This is a genomic window from Streptomyces sp. NPDC029956 (genome assembly GCF_055574655.1).
Genome location: NZ_JBVHZJ010000010.1, coordinates 13,273 through 34,802 on the forward strand (window position 1 = coordinate 13,273; position 21,530 = coordinate 34,802).

Genomic DNA, 21,530 nt, shown 5'->3' on the forward strand with positions numbered 1-21,530 from the left:
GGGAGAGGTCCCTAGCGTCGTCCTCATGAACGCCACGGACAGCACGCGACAGAAGATCGCCTTCATCGGCCTCGGTTCCATGGGCCTCCCGATGGCCCGCCGACTCCTCGACGCGGGACACCCGTTGACCGTCTGGAACCGCACGGCCGGCAAGGCCGACGCGCTGGTCGCCGACGGCGCCGTCCGCGCCGCGAGCGCCGCCGAGGCCGTCCGGGAGGCCGACGTCGTCATCACCATGCTGGCGGACCCGGCCGCCGCCCTCGCCGTCGCCGACGCCGTCGTCCCGGCGCTGCGCCCGGGCACCCACTGGATCGACACCTCGACCATCGGCCCCGACGCCGTCCGCGGCCTCGCCGCCCGGCTCCCCGACGGGGTCAGCCTGATCGACGCGCCCGTCATGGGCAGCGTGGACCGGGCCGCCGCGGGCGAGCTGCTGATCCTCGCGGGTGGCGACACCGCTCCCGTCGCCGCCGTCCTCGACCGTCTGGGTACGGTCACCCCGTGCGGCGGCCCCGGTGCCGGTGCCGCCCTCAAGCTGGTCCTCATCAACGCCGCCATCGGCGGTGTCGCCCTGGTCGCCGAGGCCCTGGCGCTCGCCGGCTCGCTCGGCCTGCCCCGGGAGCTGGCGCTGCGGACCCTCGCCGAGGGCCCGCTGGCGGGAGCCGTCGGCCGAGCCACCGCCACCGGCTCGTACTTCCCGATCGCCCTCGCAGCGAAGGACGTCGCCCTGGCGACCGCGGTGACGGAACTCCCGGTCCTGGAGGCCGTCCACGCGGTACTGACCGGGGACGCTTCGCTGCGGAACGAGGACCTGGCGGCCCTCGCCCGCTAGGCCCTGTCGTCACACTCCCGTCGTCGCCCGGAGGGCGGCCCCGCGGCGTCAGGTGCGTGCTCTCGGCGCGCCGGGCACAAGTCCTCGTACTGGAGTACTCGGGCTTGCGCCCGGTGCGGCGAGAGCGCGTGCATGGCGTCGCGGGACAGGCGGGAGTTTGACGACAGGGCCTAGGTCCGGTCTCCGGGCGGCGGGTTCCCGTCCCGGCCGCCGTGCAGCAGGTGCAGGAAGTCGCGGAAGGCGGCCGGCATGTCCACCGAGGTCGGGTCCAGGAGCCACTGGTACTGGAGCCCGTCCATCACCGCCGTCAGGAGCGGCGCCGCGCGCTCCGGGCTCAGCCCGCTCGGCAGCCGGTCGCCGAACTCCAGGCGGAGCACCTGCGCCATGTTCGCCCGCACCAGGGCGTACCGCTCGGTGAAGAAGGTCCGTGCCGGGTGCTCGTCCGTGACGCTCTCGCCGAGCAGCGCGGAGAAGGTCTGCACGATGCCGGGCCGCATCGCGTTGTACTCGACGAGTGATTCGAGGAGGTCGAGCCGCCAGCCCTCGCGGTCCCGGCCGCCGCTGGTGTCCCAGCGGTCGCGCTCCTCCAGGACGGCGACGAGCAGCGCCTCCTTCGTCGGGAAGTAGTGCAGGAGCCCCTGCTGGGTGAGCCCGACGCGCTCGGCGACGGAGCCGAGGGTGGCGCCCCGGTAGCCGCGCTCGGCGATCACTTCGAGGGCGGCGCGCAGGATGTCCGCCCGCCGCTCCTCGCTCCTGGCCCGTGCCATCGCCGTGGCCCCTCTCCGCTCGTCGTTCCGACAGGACCGTACCCCCTCCCTAGGATAACGAAGACGTAACATCACCTACCGATCTACAGGTACGTGGGTGCACGATGGCGTCATCGGGGTCATCGGTACGTCAATGAGGAGGTACGGCCATGACGGAGACCAGCGCGGACACGGCGGTTCACGCGGTGGCGGGCACGGCGGCGGACAGCGCGGCCGACACGGCTCGCGAGGAGGCCGTCGAGGCGGCGCTCGCCAAGCTCGACCTGGACACCAAGACCCGGCTGCTCGGCGGCCAGGACATGTGGTCCCTGCCCGCCCTGCCGGAGATCGGCCTGAAGTCCCTGGTCATGTCCGACGGCCCCATCGGTGTCCGCGGCGTCCGCTGGACCGCCGACGACCCGTCCGTCGCCCTGCCGTCCCCGACCGCGCTCGCCGCCGCCTGGGACCCCGCCCTCGCCCGCCGCGCCGGCCGCCTCCTCGCCCAGGAGGCCCGCCGCAAGGGCGTCCACGTCCTGCTCGCACCCACGGTCAACCTGCACCGCACCCCGCTCGGCGGCCGTCACTTCGAGGCCTACAGCGAGGACCCCTTCCTCACCGGGGCCGTCGGCACCGGCTACGTCCAGGGCGTCCAGGACGGCGGCGTCGGCACCACCGTCAAGCACTTCGTCGCCAACGACGCCGAGACCGACCGCTTCACCGTCGACAACCGGATCGCCCCGCGCCCCCTCCGTGAGCTCTACCTCGCCCCCTTCGAGGCCATCGTCGAGAACGCCCACCCCTGGGGCATCATGACCGCCTACAACCGGGTCAACGGCGTGACCATGACCGAGAACCGCCACCTCGTGAACGAGGTCCTGCGCGGCGAGTGGGGCTTCGACGGCTGCAACGTCTCCGACTGGATGGCCGCCCGCTCCACCACCGGCGACATCGAGGGCGGCCTCGACGTCGCCATGCCCGGCCCGCGGACCGTCTACGGCGAGGCGCTCGCCGACGCCGTCCGCGCCGGCGAGGTCGAGGAGTCCACGGTCGACGCGGCCGTGCGCAACGTCCTGCGGCTCGCCGCCCGCGTCGGCGCCCTCGAAGGCGCCCCGCCTGCCGTCACCGAACCCCCGGTCGCCCTCGACGGCGACGCGCTCGCCCGCGAGGTCGCCCGCCGCGGCTTCGTCCTCGTCCGCAACGAGAACGGCGCGCTGCCCCTGGCGGCCGGAGCGACCGTCGCCCTCTCCGGCGCCGCCGCACGCGACGCCCGCGTCCTCGGCGGCGGTTCCGCCCAGGTCTTCCCCGAGCACGTGGTCTCCCCGCTCGCCGGCCTCACCGCCGCCCTCGCGGACGGTCCCGAAGGGGGCGCGCTCACCTTCACCGTCGGCGCCGACCCCAGCGACGAACTCACCCCCGCCGATCAGGGGTTCACCCTCCGCGCCCGCTGCCGCGACGCCTCCGGCGCCGTGCTCGGCGAGGGCTCCCTGCCCAACGGCCAGGTCCAGTGGATCGGCGACGACCTCCCGGCCGGCGTCACCCACGAGGCCCTCGCCTCCATCGAGGTCGTCGGCACCTTCACCCCGCGCGAGTCCGGCGAGCACTCCTTCGGCACCCGCGGCCTCGGCGCGTACACCCTCACCATCGGCGGCGAGACCGTCTACGAGGGCGTGCAGGCCATGGGCCCCGAGACCGACCCCTTCGAGGCGTTCTTCGGCTCCCCGGTCGAGCGCGCCAAGGTCGCGCTCACCGCGGGCGAGACCGTCGAGGTGTCCCTGCTCCACACCCTCGACAAGGAGTTCGCGGCCCCGCTGCCGGCCGTCATGTTCTCCTTCGTCCACCTCGGTCCGCGCCGTGACCCCGACGAACTGATCGCCGAGGCCGTCGCGGCGGCCCGCGCCGCCGACACCGCCGTCGTGGTCGTCGCCACCACCGAGCGCGTCGAGTCCGAGGGCTTCGACCGCAAGGACCTCGCCCTCCCCGGCCGCCAGGACGACCTCGTACGGGCCGTCGCCGCCGCCAACCCGAACACCGTCGTCGTGGTCAACGCCGGCTCCCCGGTCGAACTGCCCTGGCGCGAGGACGTGGCCGCGGTCCTGCTCAGCTGGTTCCCCGGCCAGGAGGGCGGCGCCGCCCTCGCCGACGTCCTCACCGGCGTCGAGGAGCCCGGCGGCCGCCTCCCCACCACCTGGCCCGTCGCCCTCGCCGACGTCCCCGTGACCGAGACCACTCCCACCGAGGGAGAACTCGACTACGCCGAGGGCGTGTTCATCGGCTACCGCGCCTGGGACAAGGCCGGCGCCGTCCCCGCGTACGCCTTCGGCCACGGCCTCGGCTACACGACCTGGTCGTACGACGCCCTGACGGCCGCCCCCGGCGCCGTGACCGTCCGGCTCACCAACACCGGCGACCGCGCCGGCCGCGAGGTCGTCCAGGTCTACCTGGCGCCCGTGGACGACTCCGTGGAGCGCCCCGCCCGCTGGCTGGCCGGCTTCGCGAACGTCGAGGCGGGCCCCGGCGAGACCGTCGGGACCACGATCGCGCTGCCCCGCCGCGCCTTCGAGATCTGGGACGAGGAGAAGAACGGCTGGACCCTCGTCGCCGGAACCTACGAGGTCCTGGCGGCGCACTCCCTCACGGACGCCCGCCTGACCACCACGGTCGAGATCTGACGGCGGCGACCCTCATGACCGGCCCCGGGGCGGCACCTGACAACCGCCCCGGGGTCCTCACTCCTTCGTGATCCGCCGGTACGCCAGCTCCGCGAGCCGCGCCTGCCCGTCCCTGCTCGGGTGGAAGAAGTCCCAGGAGCTCAACTGCCCGCTGTCGAAACGGAACCCGAAGACCGCCCCGCCGTCGTACCGGCAGCGCTCGTCCTTCGCGCACACCTCCGAGAGCACCCGGTTGTACGCCACCACCCGGTCCTGCACCTCGGCGCGCCGCCGCTCCGCCGCGGCCCCCAGGTCCTCCGCGTCCGCCAGCATCGCGCCGCAGATCCCCAGCTTCCACACCTCGAGCCCCCTCGGGCTCAGCCGCCCCGTCGACCACAGATGCATCAGGGACGGCACGCTCGCCACGTACACCTGCGCCTTCGGCGCGCCCTTCCGCAGCCGGGCGAGCGCCGTCTCGAAGTGCGTCCGGAAGTCGGCGACCGGGGTCATCAGCTCCGGGGTGGCCCGGCAGGCGTCGTTGGCGCCCATCATCACCGTGACCAGCTCGGGCCGTTCGGCGGCGGCCACGGCCATCTGCTCCGGAAGCTCCGCCATCCGCGCCCCGGTCCTCGCCAGGTTCCAGCTGCGGGTGGCGACCTTCTCCGGGCCGAGCAGGCGCAGCGCGAGGCTGTTCACGGCGGTGTCCGTGCCCGTCGCCCAGGACGACTCGGGGCAGTCCGCGAGGATCGTGCAGGCGTCGAAGGCGCGGGTGACGGAGTCGCCGACGGCGGCGACGGAGGCGGGGGAGGCATCCCACAACGAGGTCGGCTTCGAGGCCGGTTCAGGGGCCGCCTTCGCCGTGGCTCTCGCCTCCGGGGCCTTCGCCGCGGGCTCCCCGGCGGTGCAGCCGGACAGCCCTCCCGCGCACAGCAGCGCCGCCGTCGCGAGGGCGACAGCGGTACGAATCCTGCGTCGGCCGCGCATCCCCGGCCCCTCCTTCGGCGTCCTGGCGGGTGAAAGCTTCGTGTTCACCCGCCCCCGGACCGACCGTACGTCACACCGATGACGGTGCGGCACGGTAGCTTTTCCCCCGTCGAACCAGAGGCGCCTTTGCCGACCGGCTCCGGTAAATTACATCACGTCACATCCTGTCCCTTTTTTAAAGGTTTGTGACCTTTTGCTCCTGATGCTGTTTACTGAGGCCGCTGGGAAAGGCGAACCTCGTCCCACACTGGAGGTCCCGGTGACGACACGTGGAGTCCTGTACGTTCACTCCGCACCGCGCGCGCTGTGCCCGCACGTCGAATGGGCGGTCGCGGGTGTCCTCGGTGCGAGGGTCCAGCTCGACTGGATCCGCCAGCCGGCTTCCCCCGGCACCTGGAGAGCCGAGTTCTCCTGGCAGGGCCGTACCGGCACCGCCTCCGAACTCGCCTCCGCGCTGCGAGGCTGGCAGATGCTCCGCTTCGAGGTCACCGCGGAGCCCTGCCCCACCGCCGAGGGCGAGCGCTACAGCGCCACCCCCGACCTCGGCATCTTCCATGCCGTCACCGGCATGCACGGGGACATCCTGGTCCCCGAGGACCGGCTGAGGGCGGCGCTCGCGCGCTCCGCGCAGGGCGAGACGCAGCTGGAGGCCGAGATCGCCCGCCTCCTCGGCAAGCCCTGGGACGACGAACTGGAGCCCTTCCGGTACGCGGGCGAAGGAGCCCCCGTCCGCTGGCTGCATCAAGTCGTCTGACCGCCCGTCACCGGCGAGCGGTGGATTCCGCCCGGGTGCGCAGGGGGCGCGCCGGGCGGGAGAGCTCCTCGACCCCGCCACGGGCGGGCGGGCCGGGTGATCGGACCTGCGGACCGGAGGAACCGTCTCTCCCTCCATCGCCCTGCGCCGAACCACAGGAACACGACGGAGGCCCACCCCCGGGAAGGGGTGGGCCTCCGTCGTACGTCAGACGTGCGTTCAGACCGTGCGGAACGCCAGCACCACGTTGTGGCCGCCGAAGCCGAACGAGTTGTTGATCGCGGCGATCGTGCCCTGCGGGAGCTCGCGGGGCTCGTCGCGGACGATGTCCGCGTCGACCGCCGGGTCCAGCTCGTCGATGTTGATCGTCGGCGGGGCCAGACGGTGGTGGAGGGCCAGGACCGTCGCGACGGTCTCGATGCCGCCCGCGCCGCCGAGGAGGTGGCCGGTCATCGACTTCGTCGCGGAGATCGCGACGTGGTCCAGGTCGTCGCCCAGGACCTTCCGCAGCGCCTTGATCTCGGCGACGTCACCCTGCGGCGTCGACGTGGCGTGGGCGTTGAGGTGGACGACCTCGGACGGCTTGAGGTCCGTCGCGTCGAGCAGGTTCTGCATCGCGGCGGCGATGCCCCGGCCGGTCGGCTCGGGCTGCGCGATGTGGTGGCTGTCGGCCGACAGGCCCTGACCCAGGACCTCGCAGTAGACGCGGGCGCCACGGGCCTTCGCGTGCTCCTCGGACTCCAGGATCACGACGCCCGCGCCCTCGCCGAGCACGAAGCCGTCACGGCCGGTGTCGTAGGGACGCGAGGCCTTGGTCGGCTCGTCGTTGCTCTTGGACATCGCCATCATGTTGGCGAAGGCGGCGATCGGCAGCGGGTGGATCGCGGCCTCGGTACCGCCGGCGACGACCACGTCGGCACGGCCGGTACGGATCATCTCGACGGCGTAGCCGATCGCCTCGGCACCCGACGCACACGCGGAGACCGGGGTGTGGACGCCCGCCCGGGCGTTCACCTCCAGGCCCACGTTCGCGGAGGGGCTGTTCGGCATGAGCATGGGCACGGTGTGCGGGGAGACGCGGCGAACGCCCTTCTCCTTCAGCACGTCGTACTGGTCGAGCAGAGTCGTTACGCCACCGATGCCGGAGGCGATGACCGACCCGAGCCGCTCGGGCGCGATGGACGCGTCCTCGCCGGCGGGGGCGGTGTAGCCCGCGTCGGCCCAGGCCTCACGGGCCGCGATCAGCGCGAACTGCGCCGAGCGGTCCAGCTTGCGGGCGAGCGGGCGGGGCAGGACGTCACCGGGGTCGACGGCGGCGGTCGCGGCGATCTGCACGGGCAGTTCGGCGAAGCGCTCGCCCTCCAGGGGCCGGACGCCGGAGCGCCCCGCGAGAAGACCTTCCCAGGTCGACGCGGAGTCGCCACCCAGCGGTGTGGTTGCGCCGATACCGGTGACGACCACGGTGCGATTGGTCGAGCTCACAGGAATTCGTTCTCCATGTGTGTGATGGTCGGAATACGGCGCCACCGCCGGGTGGCGGACCGAGTCAGCGAGGGCCGAATCAGGCCTGGTGCTTCAGGATGTAGTCGGCAGCGTCGCCAACCGTCTTGAGGTTCTTGACGTCCTCGTCCGGGATCTTGACGTCGAAGCGCTCTTCGGCGGCGACGACGACCTCGACCATGGAGAGCGAGTCGACGTCCAGGTCGTCGGTGAAGGACTTGTCCAGCTGGACGTCCTCGACCGGGATGCCGGCGATCTCGTTGACGATCTCGGCGAGGCCTTCGACGATCTGGTCCTGGGTGGCGGCCATGGTGGCGCTCCTTCTTGTGATTACTTGTGAAAAGGCTTCCGGAAGAACCGGAGTGCCTAGGGGAGGGTAACGACCGTCGCGGCGAAGACGAGACCCGCCCCGAAGCCGATGATGAGCGCCGTGTCGCCGCTCTTCGCCTTGCCGGTCGCCAGGAGTCGTTCCATGGCGAGCGGAATCGAGGCCGCGGACGTGTTGCCGGTGGTCTCGACGTCACGGGCGACCGTGACGTGCTCCGGGAGCTTCAGCGTCTTCACCATCGAGTCGATGATCCGCATGTTCGCCTGGTGCGGGATGAAGACGTCCAGATCGTCCGCCGAGATACCGGCGGCGTCCAGGGCCTGCTGGGCGACCTTCGCCATCTCGAAGACGGCCCAGCGGAAGACCGCCTGACCCTCCTGCGTGATGGCGGGGAACTTGATCTCGCCCTGCTCGTTGAGCGGCAGCTTCGTGACGTCGCCGGCGTGGAAGTCGTTCCACGGCACGGTCTGCTTGATCGTCTCGGACTTGTCGCCCTCGGAACCCCAGACGGTGGGGCCGATGTGCGGCTCGTCCGAGGGACCGACGACCACGGCACCGGCGCCGTCGCCGAACAGGAAGGCCGTCGCGCGGTCCTCCAGATCCGTCAGGTCGCTGAGCCGCTCGACACCGATGACGAGCACGTACTCCGCGGAACCCTCGACGATCATGCCCTTGGCGAGCGTCAGGCCGTAGCCGAAGCCCGCGCAGCCGGCGGAGATGTCGAACGCGGCCGGCTTGCCGGCGCCGATCTTGTCGGCGATCTCGGTGGCGACGGCCGGGGTCTGCTTGAAGTGCGAGACCGTGGAGACGATCACGGCGCCGATCTGCTCGGGGTTGATCCCGGCGTCGGCGATGGCCTTGCCCGAGGCCTCCACCGACATGGCGGCGACGGTCTCCTCGGGAGAGGCCCAGTGGCGGGTGGTGATACCGGAGCGCGAGCGGATCCACTCGTCGGACGAGTCGATCTTCTCGAGGATCACCTCGTTCGGCACGACCCGGGTGGGGCGGTAGCCGCCGACACCGAGGATCCGTGCGTACGGGGCGCCCTTGCTGGGCTTGATCTTCGACATGCTTCTCGACACTCCTTGTCAGACGGCCGCGTGCTCAGCGATGAGCGTACGGGCCGCGTCGAGGTCGTCGGGAGTCTTGAGCGCCACCGTGGACACGCCCGGCAGGGCGCGCTTCGCGATGCCGGTCAGGGTGCCGCCGGGGCACACCTCGATCAGCGCGGTCGCTCCGAGCGCCTGGAAGGTCTCCATGCACAGGTCCCAGCGGACCGGGTTCGCGACCTGGCCGACCAGGCGGGCCACGACCTCGGCGCCGTCGGTGACGACCTGCCCGTCCTTGTTCGAGACGTAGCGGGTGGTCGGGACGGCCGGGGACAGCTCCTTCGCCGCCGCCTCCAGCTTCGCCACGGCCGGGGCCATGTGATGCGTGTGGAAGGCACCGGCGACCTTGAGCGCGACGACCCGGCGGACACCCTCGGGCTTGTCGGCCTCCAGGGCGGCCAGCTGCTCCATGGTGCCGGCGGCCACGATCTGGCCCGCGCCGTTCACGTTGGCCGCGGTCAGACCGAGCTTCTCCAGGTGCGGGACGGTCACCTCGGGGTCACCGCCGAGCAGCGCGGACATGCCGGTCTCGGTGATCGCGGCGGCCTCGGCCATCGCGAGCCCACGGGTCCGTACGAGACGCAGCGCGGCGGTGTCGTCGAGGACGCCCGCGAGCGCGGCGGCGGTGAACTCGCCGACGCTGTGACCGGCGACGACGCCGGCCACGCCCGCCGCCTTCGCGGCGGAGGACCCGTCACCGAGGGCGGCCGCGGACAGCAGGCCGGCGGCGACGAGGAGCGGCTGGGCCACGGCGGTGTCACGGATCTCGTCCGCGTCCGCCTTCGTGCCGTAGTGGGCGAGGTCGAGCCCGATGGCGTCCGACCAGGCCGCGATGCGGTCGGCGGCGCCGGGGAGTTCGAGCCAGGGAGTCAGGAAGCCGGGCGTCTGGGCGCCTTGGCCGGGAGCGACGAGTACGAGCACCCTCACACTCTCTCTTGCGGACGGCTCCGAGCGCCCGTGGGGACAGGGACGAAGAACCGTCGGGGGAATTGTTGGTGTTCGACAAAAGTCTAGGACTGCGGATCTCCGTCGGCCAAGCGTCCGAGAATGAGCGCGATCCGCAGCGTGAACGCGGAACGGACATCGGAGGGTGACCAGCCGGTGACGTCGGTCACACGTCGAAGCCGGTAGCGCACGGTGTTGGGGTGGACGAACAACATGCGGGCCGCGCCTTCCAGGCTGCTGGCCTGCTCCAGATAGACACTGAGAGTTTCAAGGAGCGCCGAGCCCGCTTCCTCCAGCGGTCTGTAGATCTCCTCCACCAGCTGCTCGCGCGCCGAAGGGTCGGAGGCGATGGCGCGCTCCGGCAGAAGATCGTCCGCGAGGACCGGGCGGGGAGCGTCCTGCCAGGCCGAGCAGGCCTTCAGGCCCGCCGCGGCGGCCTGCGCGGAGCGCGTGGCGGCCAGCAGGTCGGGGACGACGGGGCCCGCGACGACGGGGCCCGCGGCGTACGGGCCGATCAGGGCCTTCGCCACGGCCAGCGGATTGTCGTTGCCGCCGGCGATCACGACCAGCCGGTTCCCCAGGACACCGGTGAGGACCTGGAGCTTGGCGTGCCGGGCCGCGCGGCGGATCGCCTCCACGGTCAGCTCGCTGTCGCCGTCGGGGGCCGTGCCGAGGATCACGCACACATGGTCCGGGGAGTTCCAGCCGAGCGCCGCGGCACGCGAGACCGCGCCCTCGTCGGCCTCGCCGGAGAGCACCGCGTTGACCACGAGCGATTCCAGGCGCGCGTCCCAGGCGCCCCGGGCCTCGGCGGCCTGCGCGTACACCTGGGCGGTCGCGAAGGCGATCTCCCGGGCGTAGACGAGGAGCGCCTCGCGGAGGATGGACTCGTCGCCGGGGGCGGCGACCTCCTCGATCGCCGTCTCCATGACCTCGATGGTGGTCCGCACCATCTCGACGGTCTGGCGCAGGGTGATCGCGCGGGTCAGCTCGCGGGGCGCGGTGCCGAAGACGTCCGTCGAGATGGCCTGCGGGGTCTCCGGGTGCCGGAACCACTCGGTGAACGCGGCGATACCGGCCTGGGCGACCAGACCGATCCACGACCGGTTCTCTGGCGGCATCGCCCGGTACCACGGCAGCGTCTCGTCCATGCGGGCAATGGCGTTGGCGGCGAGCCGCCCGGAGGACTGTTCGAGGCGCTTCAGGGTCGCGGCGTGCGGGTGAGGGGCGTTCGTGGGTTCTGGCACGGGGACAAGACTGCCTTATCGGGACGGCAGTGTGCGGGGTCGGGGCGGGTTCGCCTCCGGCGGGGCCGACGGCCCGGTCCCGCCGGAACCCCCGGGGGCGCCTCGCCGCGCGACCCGGGTACGCCCCCGGGCGGCCGCACTACCGTAGGACCCGTGATACGCATCCAGCGCGCGGGGGAGCGGTACCCCGGGGGCGACCCGGCCGCCGGGATCGAGACCCGACACGCCCTGTCCTTCGGACCGCACTACGACCCCGACAACCTCCGCTTCGGCGCCGTGCTCGCCTGCAACGAGGAGCGGCTCGCGCCCGGCGCGGGCTTCGACGAGCATCCGCACAGCCACACCGAGATCGTCACCTGGGTCGTCGAGGGGGAGCTCACCCACCACGACACGGCCGGCCACACCACGGTCGTCCGCCCCGGCGACCTCCAGCGGCTGAGCTCCGCCGGGGGAGTCCGGCACGTCGAGCGCAACGACGCCGACGTACCGCTCGTCTTCGTGCAGATGTGGCTCGCGCCGCTGTCGCCGGGCGGGGAGCCCGCCTACGAGGTGGTGCGCGGGCTCGCGGAGCCGTACGACCTCCCGGCGGCGGACGCGCGGCTGCACGTCCACCGTCCGGCGGCGGGCGGGAGCGTCGCCGTACCGGCCGCCGACTTCGCGTACCTCCATGTCGTACGCGGAACGGTCGGGCTCGACGAGGAGCCGCTGCACCCCGGGGACGCCGCCCGCATCACCGACGCCCGGGGGCGCACCCTCGTCGCCACGACCGATGCGGAGGTCCTGATCTGGGAGATGCGGGACTGGCGCAAGGCCCTCGGCTGAACGGCCCGAGGCCGCTCCTTCAGGCGAGCGCGCTCTTCTTCCTCCACTGCTCCCAGCTCAGGTTCCACGCCCCGTAGCCGTTGCCCTCGTCGACCGTGCCCTTGGTGTCCTTGCCGGTGATCTCGAAGGGGTCGCCGACGTTCACCGCGCCGTAGAAGGACGCGGCGTTCGCGTCGCTCATGCCGATGCAGCCCGAGCTCTTGTTGGCGTTGCCGAAGTACGCCGCGTTCCACGGGGCCGCGTGCGCGTACATGCCCGACCAGGTCAGCCGCATCGAGTAGTCGACGTCCTTGTCGTACGCGTCCCCGAGTCCGACGGTCTCCGAGTTCATGTTGATGGTGCCCTCCTTCGACATCAGCACGGCCGTGCCCCGCCAGGACCGCTTGTCGCCGCCCGGGGTGCCGCCGGAGACCGGGATCGTGCGGACCGTGCGCCCGTCCTTGTCCAGGGTCAGCTCGTGACGGTCCAGGTCGACCTTGACGATCTGCGCCGCCCCGATCGTGAAGCCGGTCCGGTAGTCCCGCACGAACCAGCCGCCGCCCGAGTCGGTGCCGTTCAGATCCGCCTCCAGGGTGACCTTCGTACCGGGCTTCCAGTAGGTACGGGGACGCCAGTCCGCCCTGTCCCGGCCCGAGTAGTCCTTGACCCAGCCCCAGGAACCCTCGGTCGCGTTCGACGTGGTCACCTTCAGCTGCTTCTCCACGTCCGCCTTCTTCGTCACCGGCAGGTCGAAGACGATCGAGACGGGATGGCCGATGCCGACGGTGGTGTTCTTGCCGGGGGCGAGGGTCAGCTTGTTGACCTTGTCCGCCTCGGCCGTCTCGAAGGAGGACCGGGTGGTCGACTCCTTGCCGTCGGCCGTCCGCGAGACGACCTCCACGGTGTACTTCGTGCCCGGCGCCGCCTTGCGGTCCGAGACCCAGCGGGTGCCGCCCGCGGCCGCGCGCCCCGCGAGCGAACCGCCCTCCGCGTCCACGACCTTCACCTCGGAGATCGTGCCGCCCGTCGCGGTCACCGTCACCGGGACGCCGGCCGCCGGGTCCACGACCGTCACCTTCGCCGGAGGAGCCTTCGACGCGTCCGCGGGGGCCCCGTTCCCGTCGGGACCGCTCGCCGCCTGAGCCGTACAGGCCGTCAGGGAGACGGTCAGCGCAACTGCCGCGAGAACGGGACGGGGTGTGCGTATTCGCAGCACGGGAGACCTCCGCAGTGATGAGGAGTGAGTGGGATGTTTCGGACTGTAGGTCGCTCCCCGCGCCGCACGGGGGCCCGCGGCCCGTATGACAGGGGCTGCGGCAGAACGGTCATCGTCCGGTCACATTCGACGCGCGACTCCGTCGAATTCGGCTGTGAGCCTGCTGTGCGCCCCACCACCGAGGGGCGGAACAAGGAGGCTCCCGTTGTGTCAGCCCTGCTCGTGACGGCCGCACCCACCGAGCGCCGCGCCCTGCGGCTCGGCCAAGTGACCCCCGAGGTCTACCGTGCCTTCCTCGCGTCCCGCACCGGTGCGGACGGGGCCAGCTTCCTCCAAGTCCCCGCCTGGGCCCAGGTGAAGGACGGCTGGCAGCACCAACTGGTCGGCTGGGGGCCGGAGTCCGGTGGACTGACCGGCGTCGCCCTCGTCCTCCTGCGGCCCTTCCCCGGCACCCGCAAGTACTTCGCCTACCTGCCGGAAGGCCCCGTCGCCGACTGGGCCGACGCCGACATCGACAGCTGGCTCGCCCCGCTCCTCGGCCATCTCCGCTCCTGCGGCGCCTTCGCCGTACGCATAGGCCCCGGACCCGCCTTCCGACGGTGGAACGCCGCCACCGTCAAGGCCGCCACCGGGCCCGGCCGCCGGCTCTCCGACGTCCTCGCCGACGAGGTCGACCCGTTGGGGACCGCCGTCGCCGAACGGCTCCGCGCGCGGGGCTGGCGCCGCTGCGGCGGCGAGTCCGAGGACGGCGCCGACGCCCAGCCCCGGCACGTCTTCCAGGTGCCGCTCACCGGGCGCACCCCCGACGACCTGTGGACCGGCCTCAACCAGGAATGGCGCCGCAACGTCCGCAAGGCCCGCAAGTCCGGAGTCGAGATCACCGTCGGATCCGCCGCCGACCTCCCCGAGTTCTACCGGCTGCTCCGCATCACCGAGGAGCGCGACGGCTTCCGGCTCGGCCGCTCCCTCGCCTACTACGAGCGCCAGTACGCCGTCCTCAACGCCGAACACCCCGGCCGGATGAAGCTCTACCTCGCCCGCCACGAGGGCGAGATCCTCGCCGCCCACACCATGGTCACCGTCGGCGGACGCGTCTGGTACCAGACCGGCGCCTCCGCCGACCACCGCCGCGAGGTCCGGCCCTCCAACGCCCTCCAGTGGCGCATGATGCTCGACGCCCACGCCCTCGGCGCCGCCGTCTACGACCTGCGCGGGGTACCCTCCACCCTCGACCCGGGCGACCGCGCCCACGGGCTGCTCCGCTGGAAGCTCGGTACGGGCGGACAGGTCGTCGAGACGCTGGGGGAGTGGGAGACACCGATGCAGGGCACGACCAACCACGCGCTGTTCCGCGCCTTCCAGGCGTATCTGGCCCGCCGATGACGGCCACGCTCACCGCCGAAAGGCCCGGCAGGGGCCGGGCGAAGGCCAAGCCGTCCGCGCTGCGCAGCGGCGCGCTCATGGCCGCGGGGTCGCTGGTCTCCCGGGCCACCGGCTTCGTCCGCGCCTCCGTCGTCGCCGCGGCGCTCGGCGCGGCCGCCGTCGCCGACGGCTACGCGGTCGGCAACACCGTCCCCACCATCATCTACACGCTCCTCCTCGGCGGCGCCCTCAACGCCGTCTTCGTCCCCGAACTTGTCAAGGCCGCCAAGGAGCACGAGGACGGCGGCGTCGCCTACACCGACCGGCTGCTCACCCTCTGCGCGCTCGCCCTCGTCGCCCTCACGGCCGGCGCGGTGTTCGCCGCGCCCCTGATCGTCGACACGTACACCGACTACACCGGCGAACAGCGGGAGATGACCCTCGCCTTCGCGCGCGCGTGCCTGCCGCAGATCTTCTTCCTCGGCCTCTTCACCCTGCTCGGACAGGTCCTGAACGCGAGGGGCCGCTTCGGCGCCATGATGTGGACCCCGGTCCTCAACAACGTGGTCGTCGTCTCCGTCTTCGCCCTGTTCCTCGTGGTCGGCGACGGCGGCGCCCTCACCCCCGGGGAGACCGCCCTGCTCGGCTGGGGCACCACCGCCGGCATCGTGCTCCAGGCGCTCGCCCTCGTGCCCTCGCTGCGCGCCGCCCGCTTCCGCTGGCGGCCCCGCTTCGACTGGCGCGGCAGCGGCCTCGCCACCCCGCTGCGCTCGGCCGGCTGGCTGGTCCTGCTCGTCCTCACCAACCAGGGCGCGTACTGGGTGACCACCCTGCTCGCGACCTCCGCGGGCGGCACCGTCAGCGGCGGCGGCCTCGCCGCGTACAACAACGCCTATCTGCTGTGGTCCGTCCCGCACGGCATCATCACGGTCTCCCTCGTCACCGCGCTGCTGCCGCGGATGAGCGCCGCCGCCGCCGACGGCGACCTCGCGGGGGTCCGCCGGGACGTCTCGTACGCCCTGCGGACCAGTCAGGCCGCCGTCGTCCCCGCGGCCTGCGCCCTCCTCGCGCTCGCCGTCCCGCTGATGACGGTCGTCTTCCGGTACGGGGCGACCAGCGGCGACGACATCCGCGCGATGTCGTGGATCCTGATGGCCTTCGCGCCCGGCCTCGTCGCCCTCTCCGGTCAGTACGTGTGCAACCGCGCCTTCTACGCGCTGCGGGACACCCGTACCCCGTTCCTCCTCAACCTGGTGATCGCCGGGCTCAACGCGGGGCTGTCGTTCGCCGCCCACCTCTACCTGCCCACCCGGTGGGCCGTCGCCGGCATGGCCGCCGGGTACACGCTCGCGCTCTGGGCGGGCTGGGGCCTCACGGCGTACGTGCTGAGGAAGCGGCTCACGGGGAGCGGCCCGAACACCCCGGCCACCGGGGACGCGGACGGTCCGGCCTCCGGCGGTTCCGCCCCCGCGCTCGCACGGCTGCTGTTCGCCGCCGTGCCCGCCGCCGGATACGGCCTCCTCATCACCGACCTCACCGGCCCGGCCGGGGCCGTACCCTCCGGGGTCGCCGGAGCGCTGACCGTCCTCACCGTCTTCGCCGTCCTCGCCCGTCCCCTCCGGCTCACCGAGGTCCAGGCCCTCATCGGGGCCGGGAGCGGCCGGCTGCGCGGCCTCGCCCACCGCACCTGATCCCCCCTCCGACAGGAGGGACCCTTCGACCTTGGATACTTCACAGATGCCCCGCGTGCTCCTGATAGAAGACGACCCCTCCGTCCGCGAAGGCGTCGAGCTCGGGCTCCGGCGCCGCGGGCACGAGGTGCGCACCGCCGCCACCGGGGAGGCCGGGCTCGACGCGCTCGCGGAGTTCCGGCCGGATCTGCTGCTGCTCGACCTCATGCTGCCCGGCATCAACGGCGTCCAGGTCTGCCGCCGGGTCCGCGAGAGCAGCCAGCTGCCGATCATCATGCTGACCGCCCGCGGGGACGACTTCGACGTCGTCATCGGCCTGGAGGCCGGCGCCGACGACTACATCGTCAAGCCCGCCCGTACCGAGGTCATCGAGGCGCGGATACGGGCCGTGCTGCGCCGCATCGAGGAGCCGGCAGGCGGCCGCGCCGCCGTCGAGTTCCACGGGGAACTGGCCATCGACCGGGCCGGTCTCACCGTCGCCAAGGCGGGCGAGCGGATCGCCCTCGCCCCGTCCGAGCTGAAGCTGCTGCTCCATCTCACGGCCGCGCCCGAGCAGGTCTTCAGCCGTCAGCAGCTCCTCGAACACGTCTGGGAGCACAGCTACCACGGGGACGCCCGGCTGGTCGACGCCTGCGTCCGCCGGCTGCGGAACAAGATCGAGGACACCCCGGGCGACCCCCGCTACATCCAGACCCTGCGCGGCTTCGGCTACCGCTTCGGTCCGCTGGGTCCGCAGTGAAGGCCTGCGTCACCCCGGACGAGGACACCGGGCACGAGGGGCCCGGCGGCCACGACGGACACGGGGGGAAGGGGCGCGGGCGCGCGTCCCGACGCGAGGGCCGGAGCCCGCGGCTGCGGCCGCACCCCTTCGGGCTCCGCACCCGGCTCGTCCTCGCGTTCCTGCTCGTCGCCGCCGTCGGCTGCGGCACCACCGCCGCGCTCACCTACCGGGCCGCCCGCAACGCCATCCTGGAACAGACCCAGGACACCGCCGTCTCCGCCTTCCGCGAGCAGATCGACTCCCTCGGCACCGAACTGCCCGTGAACGCGGACACCCTGCGGAGCTCGCTCATGCTGGTCGCCGGCCAGGGCAAGCCCCGCGCCTGGCGCGTCTACGCCGAGTACGGCACCCTCCGCGTGTCCTCCACCGACCGGCCCACCTCCTCCGTCATCACGCCGGAGCTGCGGGCCCGCGCCGCCGACGACAAGGCAATCCCGCACGGCAGCTTCCAGCGGGTGGTCAAGAACGGCACCCCGTACCTCACGATCGCCGTTCCCGCCGTCTTCCTGGCCCGCTCGGCCGACGGCCCTCCCCAGCGCACCGGTCTCGTGTTCTACGCCGTCATGGAACTCGCCGAGGAGGAGGCCAACATCGAGGCGATGGTCACGGCCGCCCGTGACGGCGCCCTGCCCGCGCTCGCCGTCGCCCTGATCCCCGCCCTGATCGCCGCGCGCGGCGTGCTCCGGCCCGTACGGGAGCTCCGCCACGCGGCCCACAGCATGGGCCGCGGCCGGCTCGACACCCGTATCCACGCCAAGGGCAGCGACGAACTCGCCGATCTCGCGCGGACGTTCAACGAGTCCGCCGCCGAGCTGGAACGTTCCGTCGCGGAACTCCGCAACGCCGAGGCCCGGGCCCGCCGCTTCGCCTCCGACGTGTCGCACGAACTCCGCACCCCGCTCGCCGGGATGCTCGCCGTCACGGAGGTCCTCGACGAGGACGCCGGGAGCCTCGACAGCGACACCGCCCGCGCCGTCCGCCTGATCAGCGCCGAAACCGGGAAGCTCGCCGTGCTCGTCGAAGACCTCATGGAGATCTCCCGCTTCGACGCCCGCGCCGCCGAGCTGCACACCGACGAGGTCGACGCCGCCGACTGCGTCCGCAAGACCCTCCAGCACCGGTACTGGACCGATCCCGTGCAGCTCGTCCCGTACCTCACGGAGGGGATCAGGGCCCGGCTCGACCCGCGCCGCTTCGACGTCGTCGTCGCCAACCTCGTCGGGAACGCCCTGCGGCACGGCGGGGCGCCGGTGACGGTCCGGCTGTGGGCCGAGGGGGACCAGCTGGTGACGGAGGTCGCCGACCGGGGTCCCGGCATCCACCCGGACGTCCTGCCGCACGTGTTCGACCGCTTCTACAAGGCGGACCAGGCCCGCACCCGCTCGGCGGGCAGCGGTCTCGGCCTCGCGATCACCCTGGAGAACGTACGGCTCCACGGAGGCACGGTCACGGCCGCCAACGACCCCGAGGGCGGGGCGGTCTTCACGGTACGGATGCCGCTGTGAACAGCCGGGGGCCCGCTGCCGGACACCGCCACCGGGCGGGAGGGGCCGCGAAGCGCCGCGGAGCGGCCGCCGTCGCTCTGCTCGCCCTGCTGTCGCCCCCCGCGCTGGCCGGCTGCGGCATACAGAAGACCGACGTCGTCGAGGCGGGCGGGGCCGCGACGCTCCACGTCGGGCCGCCGACCCTCGGGGAACGGATCGTGCTCTACTTCGTCGGCCCCGACGGCCGGTCGATGCCGGTGGCCCGCGACATCAGCCCGCCGTTCCCCGAGATCACCTCCTCGTCGGAGGGCTCGGGGGAACACGTCCCTTCCGACGTCTTCGGCCCCGACTACGAGATATCCCGCGATGACCTGGTCCGCGGCGGGATCGTCACCGACAAGATCCTCGCCATGCTCGCCGCGGGCCCGCGGGAGAACGAGAGGGCGGTGGGCATCACCACCGTCCTGCCCGAGGCGAAGGGGAAGACCCCGACCGTGCTGCAGGCCTCGAAGGGGAACGCCGCGCCGGGGAACCCCGGGCGGCGCATCGTCTGGGTCCGGACGCCGTTCCCCGTCAAGAAGCTGTCGGAGGCGGGCGTCCGCCAGCTGGTCTGCACGACCGCCTACGCGGAGGACCCGGACGGCCTGGTCGAGGTGTCGCTCAGCGGCCCGGACGGAATCCTGCCCACCGCCCGCTGCGACGGATAGCCGCGTCCTCGGCCGGCAGTCGCTCAGGCCGTCCGCAGGTCGGCGAGGACCGCGTCGGTGAACGGCGGCCAGGCCTCGACCGCCCACGCCCCGAAGGGCCGGTCGGTCAGCGCCACGCACGCGGCACGCGCGTCCGGGTCGATCCACAGGAACGTGCCGGACTGCCCGAAGTGCCCGAAGGTACGCGGCGAGGACGTGGCGCCCGTCCAGTGCGGGGACTTGCCGTCACGGATCTCGAAGCCGAGGCCCCAGTCGTTGGGCCGCTGGTGGCCGTAACCGGGCAGGATGCCGGTCAGACCGGGGTACGCGACGCTCATCGTGTCCAGGACCGTGCGCGGGTCGAGCAGCCGCGGCGCCTGCACCTCGGCGGCGAACCGCACCAGGTCGTCCACGGTCGACACGCCGTCCTTCGCGGGCGAGCCCTCGAGGGTCGTCGACGCCATGCCCAACGGCTCCAGGACCGCCTGGTGCAGGTACTCGGCGAACGGGATGTCGGTCGCCTTGGCGAGGTGGTCGCCGAGCGCCTCGAAGCCGCTGTTGGAGTAGATCCGGCGGGTGCCCGGCGCGGCCATGACCCGGTTCTCGTCGAACGCGAGCCCCGAGGTGTGGGCGAGGAGATGACGCACGGTCGCGCCCTCGGGCCCGGCCGGCTCGTCGAGGTCGACCGCCCCCTCCTCGTACGCGACGAGGACGGCGTACGCCGCGAGCGGCTTGGTGACGGAGGCGAGGGGGAAGCGCTGCCCGGTGGGGCCGTACGACCCGGCCAGGGTGCCGTCCGCGCGGACCACGGCGGCCGCCGCGGTGGGGACGGGCCAGTTCTCGATCGACGCCAGGCTCGGCACGCTGCTCTGCATGGGGCCGAGCCTACTTGCTTGGAGTGCACTCCAACGTTTTAGCGTGGGGGTCATGAGCGTGATGGCGAGCACGGGCACGACCGCAGGCACGAGTACGAGCACAGGCACGAGCGACACCCGGATCCCCCGGGCGCACTACACGATCAGCGAGGTCGCGGCCCTGACCGGGCTGTCGGCCCACACGCTGCGCTGGTACGAGCGGATCGGACTCATGTCGCACGTGGACCGCTCGCACACCGGCCAGCGCCGATTCACCGAGCGGGACCTGGGCTGGCTCGCCTTCGTCGGCAAGCTGCGGCTGACCGGGATGCCGGTCGCCGACATGGTCCGGTACGCGGAGCTCGTCCGCCAGGGAGACCACACCCGCGACGAACGCCGGGAACTCCTGGAGACCACCAGGCGTGACGTGCTCTCCCGGATCACCGAACTCCAGGACACGCTCGCCGTGCTCGACATCAAGATCGGCCATTACGCGACCCCATGCGGAGGAACGACTTCATGACCGACGTGACCAGGATCGACACCGTACGGCTCGGCGGCCAGGACGGACCCGCGATCGGCGTCCAGGGCTTCGGCGCCATGGGCATCAGCGAGTTCTACGGCGACACCGACGAGGCCGCCGCCCGCGACACCCTCGACGCGGCCCTGGAGGCCGGCGTCACCCTGATCGACACCGCCGACGCCTACGGAAGCGGCGCCAACGAGCGGTTCCTCGCCCCGTTCCTCGCCGCCCACCGCGACGAGGTCACCCTCGCCACCAAGTTCGCCCTGGAGCGGCGCGCCGACGACCCCTCCTACCGGGGGATCCGCAACGACCCCGCGTACATCAGGGCCGCCGTCGAGGGCAGCCTGAGCCGCCTCGGCATCGAGACCATCGACCTCTACTACATGCACCGCCGCGACCCGGAGGTCCCGCTCGCCGAGTCCGTCGGCACGATGGCCGAACTCGTCCGGGAGGGCAAGGTCAAGCACCTCGGCCTCAGCGAGGTCACCGGGCCCGAACTGCGCGAGGCCCACGCCGTCCACCCCATCGCCGCCCTCCAGTCGGAGTGGTCGCTCTTCTCCCGGGACGTGGAGCGCAGCGCCGTCGGCACCGCCGCCGAACTCGGCGTCACCGTCGTGCCGTACTCGCCGCTCGGCCGCGGCTTCCTCACCGGATCGTTCGCCGACGCCGCCAAGGACCTGGCGGGCGGCGACTTCCGCCGGCACCAGCCCCGGTTCACCGGCGAGAACGCGGAGCGCAACGCCGCCCTGCTCGACCCGGTCCGCGAGATCGCCGCCGCGCACGGCGCGACCCCGGCGCAGATCGCCCTCGCCTGGGTGCAGCAGCGGGCCTCCGTGCACGGACTGACGGTCGTCCCGATCCCCGGCACCCGCAAGCGCTCCCGCCTGCAGGAGAACGCCGCCGCCACCCGGATCACCCTCACCGCGGACGAACTCGCCGCACTCGAACCCATCGCCGGTCTGGTGGCGGGCGACCGCTACCAGGACATGCGCTTCACGGCCGTGAGCCGGGAGGCCTGACGCGCCCCGCGCCGCGA

20 protein-coding genes are annotated in these 21,530 nt (G+C 72.7%); 11 read left to right on the forward strand and 9 right to left on the reverse strand.

Annotated features, from left to right (window positions below):
- The first annotated feature begins 25 nt into the window (after positions 1 to 25).
- A complete protein-coding gene (locus tag ACZ4XX_RS10355) occupies positions 26 to 832 on the forward strand; it encodes an NAD(P)-dependent oxidoreductase (protein ID WP_468507518.1) in 807 nt (268 codons plus the stop codon).
- A gap of 170 nt (positions 833 to 1,002) precedes the next feature.
- Here ACZ4XX_RS10355 and ACZ4XX_RS10360 read toward each other — a convergent pair whose 3' ends face one another.
- Complete coding sequence (locus ACZ4XX_RS10360; protein ID WP_468507519.1) at positions 1,003 to 1,599, reverse strand: TetR/AcrR family transcriptional regulator; 597 nt, start codon at positions 1,597 to 1,599, stop codon at positions 1,003 to 1,005.
- A gap of 149 nt (positions 1,600 to 1,748) precedes the next feature.
- Between ACZ4XX_RS10360 and ACZ4XX_RS10365 the strand changes: the two genes are divergently transcribed.
- On the forward strand, positions 1,749 to 4,247 hold the full coding sequence (locus ACZ4XX_RS10365) for a glycoside hydrolase family 3 protein (protein ID WP_468507520.1): 2,499 nt from the start codon (positions 1,749 to 1,751) through the stop codon (positions 4,245 to 4,247).
- A gap of 57 nt (positions 4,248 to 4,304) precedes the next feature.
- Here the strand turns inward: ACZ4XX_RS10365 and ACZ4XX_RS10370 are convergent, their stop codons facing one another.
- Positions 4,305 to 5,210 (reverse strand): SGNH/GDSL hydrolase family protein, encoded by a 906-nt coding sequence (locus ACZ4XX_RS10370; protein WP_468507521.1) that lies wholly within the window; start codon positions 5,208 to 5,210, stop codon positions 4,305 to 4,307.
- Positions 5,211 to 5,469: 259 nt separating this feature from the next.
- Between ACZ4XX_RS10370 and ACZ4XX_RS10375 the strand changes: the two genes are divergently transcribed.
- Positions 5,470 to 5,964 (forward strand): DUF3145 domain-containing protein, encoded by a 495-nt coding sequence (locus tag ACZ4XX_RS10375; protein ID WP_030321864.1) that lies wholly within the window; start codon positions 5,470 to 5,472, stop codon positions 5,962 to 5,964.
- Between the two features lie 219 nt (positions 5,965 to 6,183).
- Here ACZ4XX_RS10375 and fabF read toward each other — a convergent pair whose 3' ends face one another.
- The 5 genes from fabF to ACZ4XX_RS10400 all read right to left on the reverse strand — a co-directional run bounded on the left by fabF (position 6,184) and on the right by ACZ4XX_RS10400 (position 11,093).
- Positions 6,184 to 7,446 (reverse strand): beta-ketoacyl-ACP synthase II, encoded by a 1,263-nt coding sequence (fabF, locus tag ACZ4XX_RS10380; protein WP_468507522.1) that lies wholly within the window; start codon positions 7,444 to 7,446, stop codon positions 6,184 to 6,186.
- Positions 7,447 to 7,525: 79 nt separating this feature from the next.
- Positions 7,526 to 7,774 carry an acyl carrier protein gene (locus ACZ4XX_RS10385; protein WP_015033413.1) on the reverse strand — a complete coding sequence of 83 codons (249 nt, stop codon included), beginning with the start codon at positions 7,772 to 7,774 and terminating at the stop codon, positions 7,526 to 7,528.
- Positions 7,775 to 7,830: 56 nt separating this feature from the next.
- Positions 7,831 to 8,862, reverse strand: coding sequence for a beta-ketoacyl-ACP synthase 3 (locus ACZ4XX_RS10390; RefSeq protein WP_468507523.1), 1,032 nt, complete (start codon positions 8,860 to 8,862; stop codon positions 7,831 to 7,833).
- An 18-nt stretch (positions 8,863 to 8,880) separates the two neighbouring features.
- Positions 8,881 to 9,822: an ACP S-malonyltransferase gene (locus tag ACZ4XX_RS10395; protein WP_468507524.1), complete on the reverse strand. Its 942-nt coding sequence runs from the start codon at positions 9,820 to 9,822 to the stop codon at positions 8,881 to 8,883.
- Positions 9,823 to 9,911: 89 nt separating this feature from the next.
- Positions 9,912 to 11,093 (reverse strand): PucR family transcriptional regulator, encoded by a 1,182-nt coding sequence (locus ACZ4XX_RS10400; protein WP_073917732.1) that lies wholly within the window; start codon positions 11,091 to 11,093, stop codon positions 9,912 to 9,914.
- Positions 11,094 to 11,246: 153 nt separating this feature from the next.
- Between ACZ4XX_RS10400 and ACZ4XX_RS10405 the strand changes: the two genes are divergently transcribed.
- Complete coding sequence (locus tag ACZ4XX_RS10405; RefSeq protein WP_468507525.1) at positions 11,247 to 11,915, forward strand: pirin family protein; 669 nt, start codon at positions 11,247 to 11,249, stop codon at positions 11,913 to 11,915.
- A gap of 19 nt (positions 11,916 to 11,934) precedes the next feature.
- On the opposite strand, the gene ACZ4XX_RS10410 is transcribed toward ACZ4XX_RS10405, so the two are convergent.
- Positions 11,935 to 13,110, reverse strand: coding sequence for a L,D-transpeptidase family protein (locus tag ACZ4XX_RS10410; protein WP_468507526.1), 1,176 nt, complete (start codon positions 13,108 to 13,110; stop codon positions 11,935 to 11,937).
- Positions 13,111 to 13,317: 207 nt separating this feature from the next.
- Here ACZ4XX_RS10410 and ACZ4XX_RS10415 point away from each other — a divergent pair, with 207 nt between their 5' ends.
- From ACZ4XX_RS10415 to ACZ4XX_RS10435, 5 genes are read left to right on the forward strand one after another with little or no spacing between them, the layout of a single operon-like run.
- Complete coding sequence (locus ACZ4XX_RS10415) at positions 13,318 to 14,493, forward strand: lipid II:glycine glycyltransferase FemX (protein ID WP_468507527.1); 1,176 nt, start codon at positions 13,318 to 13,320, stop codon at positions 14,491 to 14,493.
- Complete coding sequence (gene murJ / locus ACZ4XX_RS10420) at positions 14,490 to 16,163, forward strand: murein biosynthesis integral membrane protein MurJ (RefSeq protein WP_468507528.1); 1,674 nt, start codon at positions 14,490 to 14,492, stop codon at positions 16,161 to 16,163. The genes ACZ4XX_RS10415 and murJ overlap by 4 nt, the downstream gene beginning before the upstream one ends.
- A 46-nt stretch (positions 16,164 to 16,209) precedes the next feature.
- Positions 16,210 to 16,902: a response regulator transcription factor gene (locus ACZ4XX_RS10425; RefSeq protein ID WP_030321847.1), complete on the forward strand. Its 693-nt coding sequence runs from the start codon at positions 16,210 to 16,212 to the stop codon at positions 16,900 to 16,902.
- A complete protein-coding gene (locus ACZ4XX_RS10430) occupies positions 16,899 to 18,449 on the forward strand; it encodes an ATP-binding protein (protein ID WP_468507529.1) in 1,551 nt (516 codons plus the stop codon). The genes ACZ4XX_RS10425 and ACZ4XX_RS10430 overlap by 4 nt, the downstream gene beginning before the upstream one ends.
- On the forward strand, positions 18,446 to 19,135 hold the full coding sequence (locus ACZ4XX_RS10435) for a hypothetical protein (RefSeq protein ID WP_468507530.1): 690 nt from the start codon (positions 18,446 to 18,448) through the stop codon (positions 19,133 to 19,135). The genes ACZ4XX_RS10430 and ACZ4XX_RS10435 overlap by 4 nt, the downstream gene beginning before the upstream one ends.
- 23 nt (positions 19,136 to 19,158) lie before the next feature.
- On the opposite strand, the gene ACZ4XX_RS10440 is transcribed toward ACZ4XX_RS10435, so the two are convergent.
- A complete protein-coding gene (locus ACZ4XX_RS10440; protein WP_468507531.1) occupies positions 19,159 to 19,989 on the reverse strand; it encodes a serine hydrolase domain-containing protein in 831 nt (276 codons plus the stop codon).
- A 52-nt stretch (positions 19,990 to 20,041) separates the two neighbouring features.
- Between ACZ4XX_RS10440 and ACZ4XX_RS10445 the strand changes: the two genes are divergently transcribed.
- Both ACZ4XX_RS10445 and ACZ4XX_RS10450 read left to right on the forward strand, forming a co-directional pair.
- Positions 20,042 to 20,491: a MerR family transcriptional regulator gene (locus tag ACZ4XX_RS10445; protein WP_468507532.1), complete on the forward strand. Its 450-nt coding sequence runs from the start codon at positions 20,042 to 20,044 to the stop codon at positions 20,489 to 20,491.
- Entirely contained in the window at positions 20,488 to 21,513 is a 1,026-nt protein-coding gene (locus tag ACZ4XX_RS10450) for an aldo/keto reductase (RefSeq protein WP_468507533.1), read from the forward strand. Before ACZ4XX_RS10445 ends, ACZ4XX_RS10450 begins: the two co-directional genes overlap by 4 nt.
- Positions 21,514 to 21,530: the final 17 nt, after the last annotated feature.

What these genes read in the sequence shown, in the direction of transcription:
- ACZ4XX_RS10440 (WP_468507531.1), bottom strand. Translation starts at nt 19,989, where the DNA reads ATGCAGAGCAGCGTGCCGAGCCTGGCGTCGATCGAGAACTGGCCCGTC.
- ACZ4XX_RS10365 (WP_468507520.1), top strand. Translation starts at nt 1,749, where the DNA reads ATGACGGAGACCAGCGCGGACACGGCGGTTCACGCGGTGGCGGGCACG.
- ACZ4XX_RS10385 (WP_015033413.1), bottom strand. Translation starts at nt 7,774, where the DNA reads ATGGCCGCCACCCAGGACCAGATCGTCGAAGGCCTCGCCGAGATCGTC.
- ACZ4XX_RS10360 (WP_468507519.1), bottom strand. Translation starts at nt 1,599, where the DNA reads ATGGCACGGGCCAGGAGCGAGGAGCGGCGGGCGGACATCCTGCGCGCC.
- murJ (WP_468507528.1), top strand. Translation starts at nt 14,490, where the DNA reads ATGACGGCCACGCTCACCGCCGAAAGGCCCGGCAGGGGCCGGGCGAAG.
- ACZ4XX_RS10445 (WP_468507532.1), top strand. Translation starts at nt 20,042, where the DNA reads ATGAGCGTGATGGCGAGCACGGGCACGACCGCAGGCACGAGTACGAGC.
- ACZ4XX_RS10370 (WP_468507521.1), bottom strand. Translation starts at nt 5,210, where the DNA reads ATGCGCGGCCGACGCAGGATTCGTACCGCTGTCGCCCTCGCGACGGCG.
- ACZ4XX_RS10450 (WP_468507533.1), top strand. Translation starts at nt 20,488, where the DNA reads ATGACCGACGTGACCAGGATCGACACCGTACGGCTCGGCGGCCAGGAC.
- ACZ4XX_RS10425 (WP_030321847.1), top strand. Translation starts at nt 16,210, where the DNA reads ATGCCCCGCGTGCTCCTGATAGAAGACGACCCCTCCGTCCGCGAAGGC.
- ACZ4XX_RS10355 (WP_468507518.1), top strand. Translation starts at nt 26, where the DNA reads ATGAACGCCACGGACAGCACGCGACAGAAGATCGCCTTCATCGGCCTC.
- ACZ4XX_RS10390 (WP_468507523.1), bottom strand. Translation starts at nt 8,862, where the DNA reads ATGTCGAAGATCAAGCCCAGCAAGGGCGCCCCGTACGCACGGATCCTC.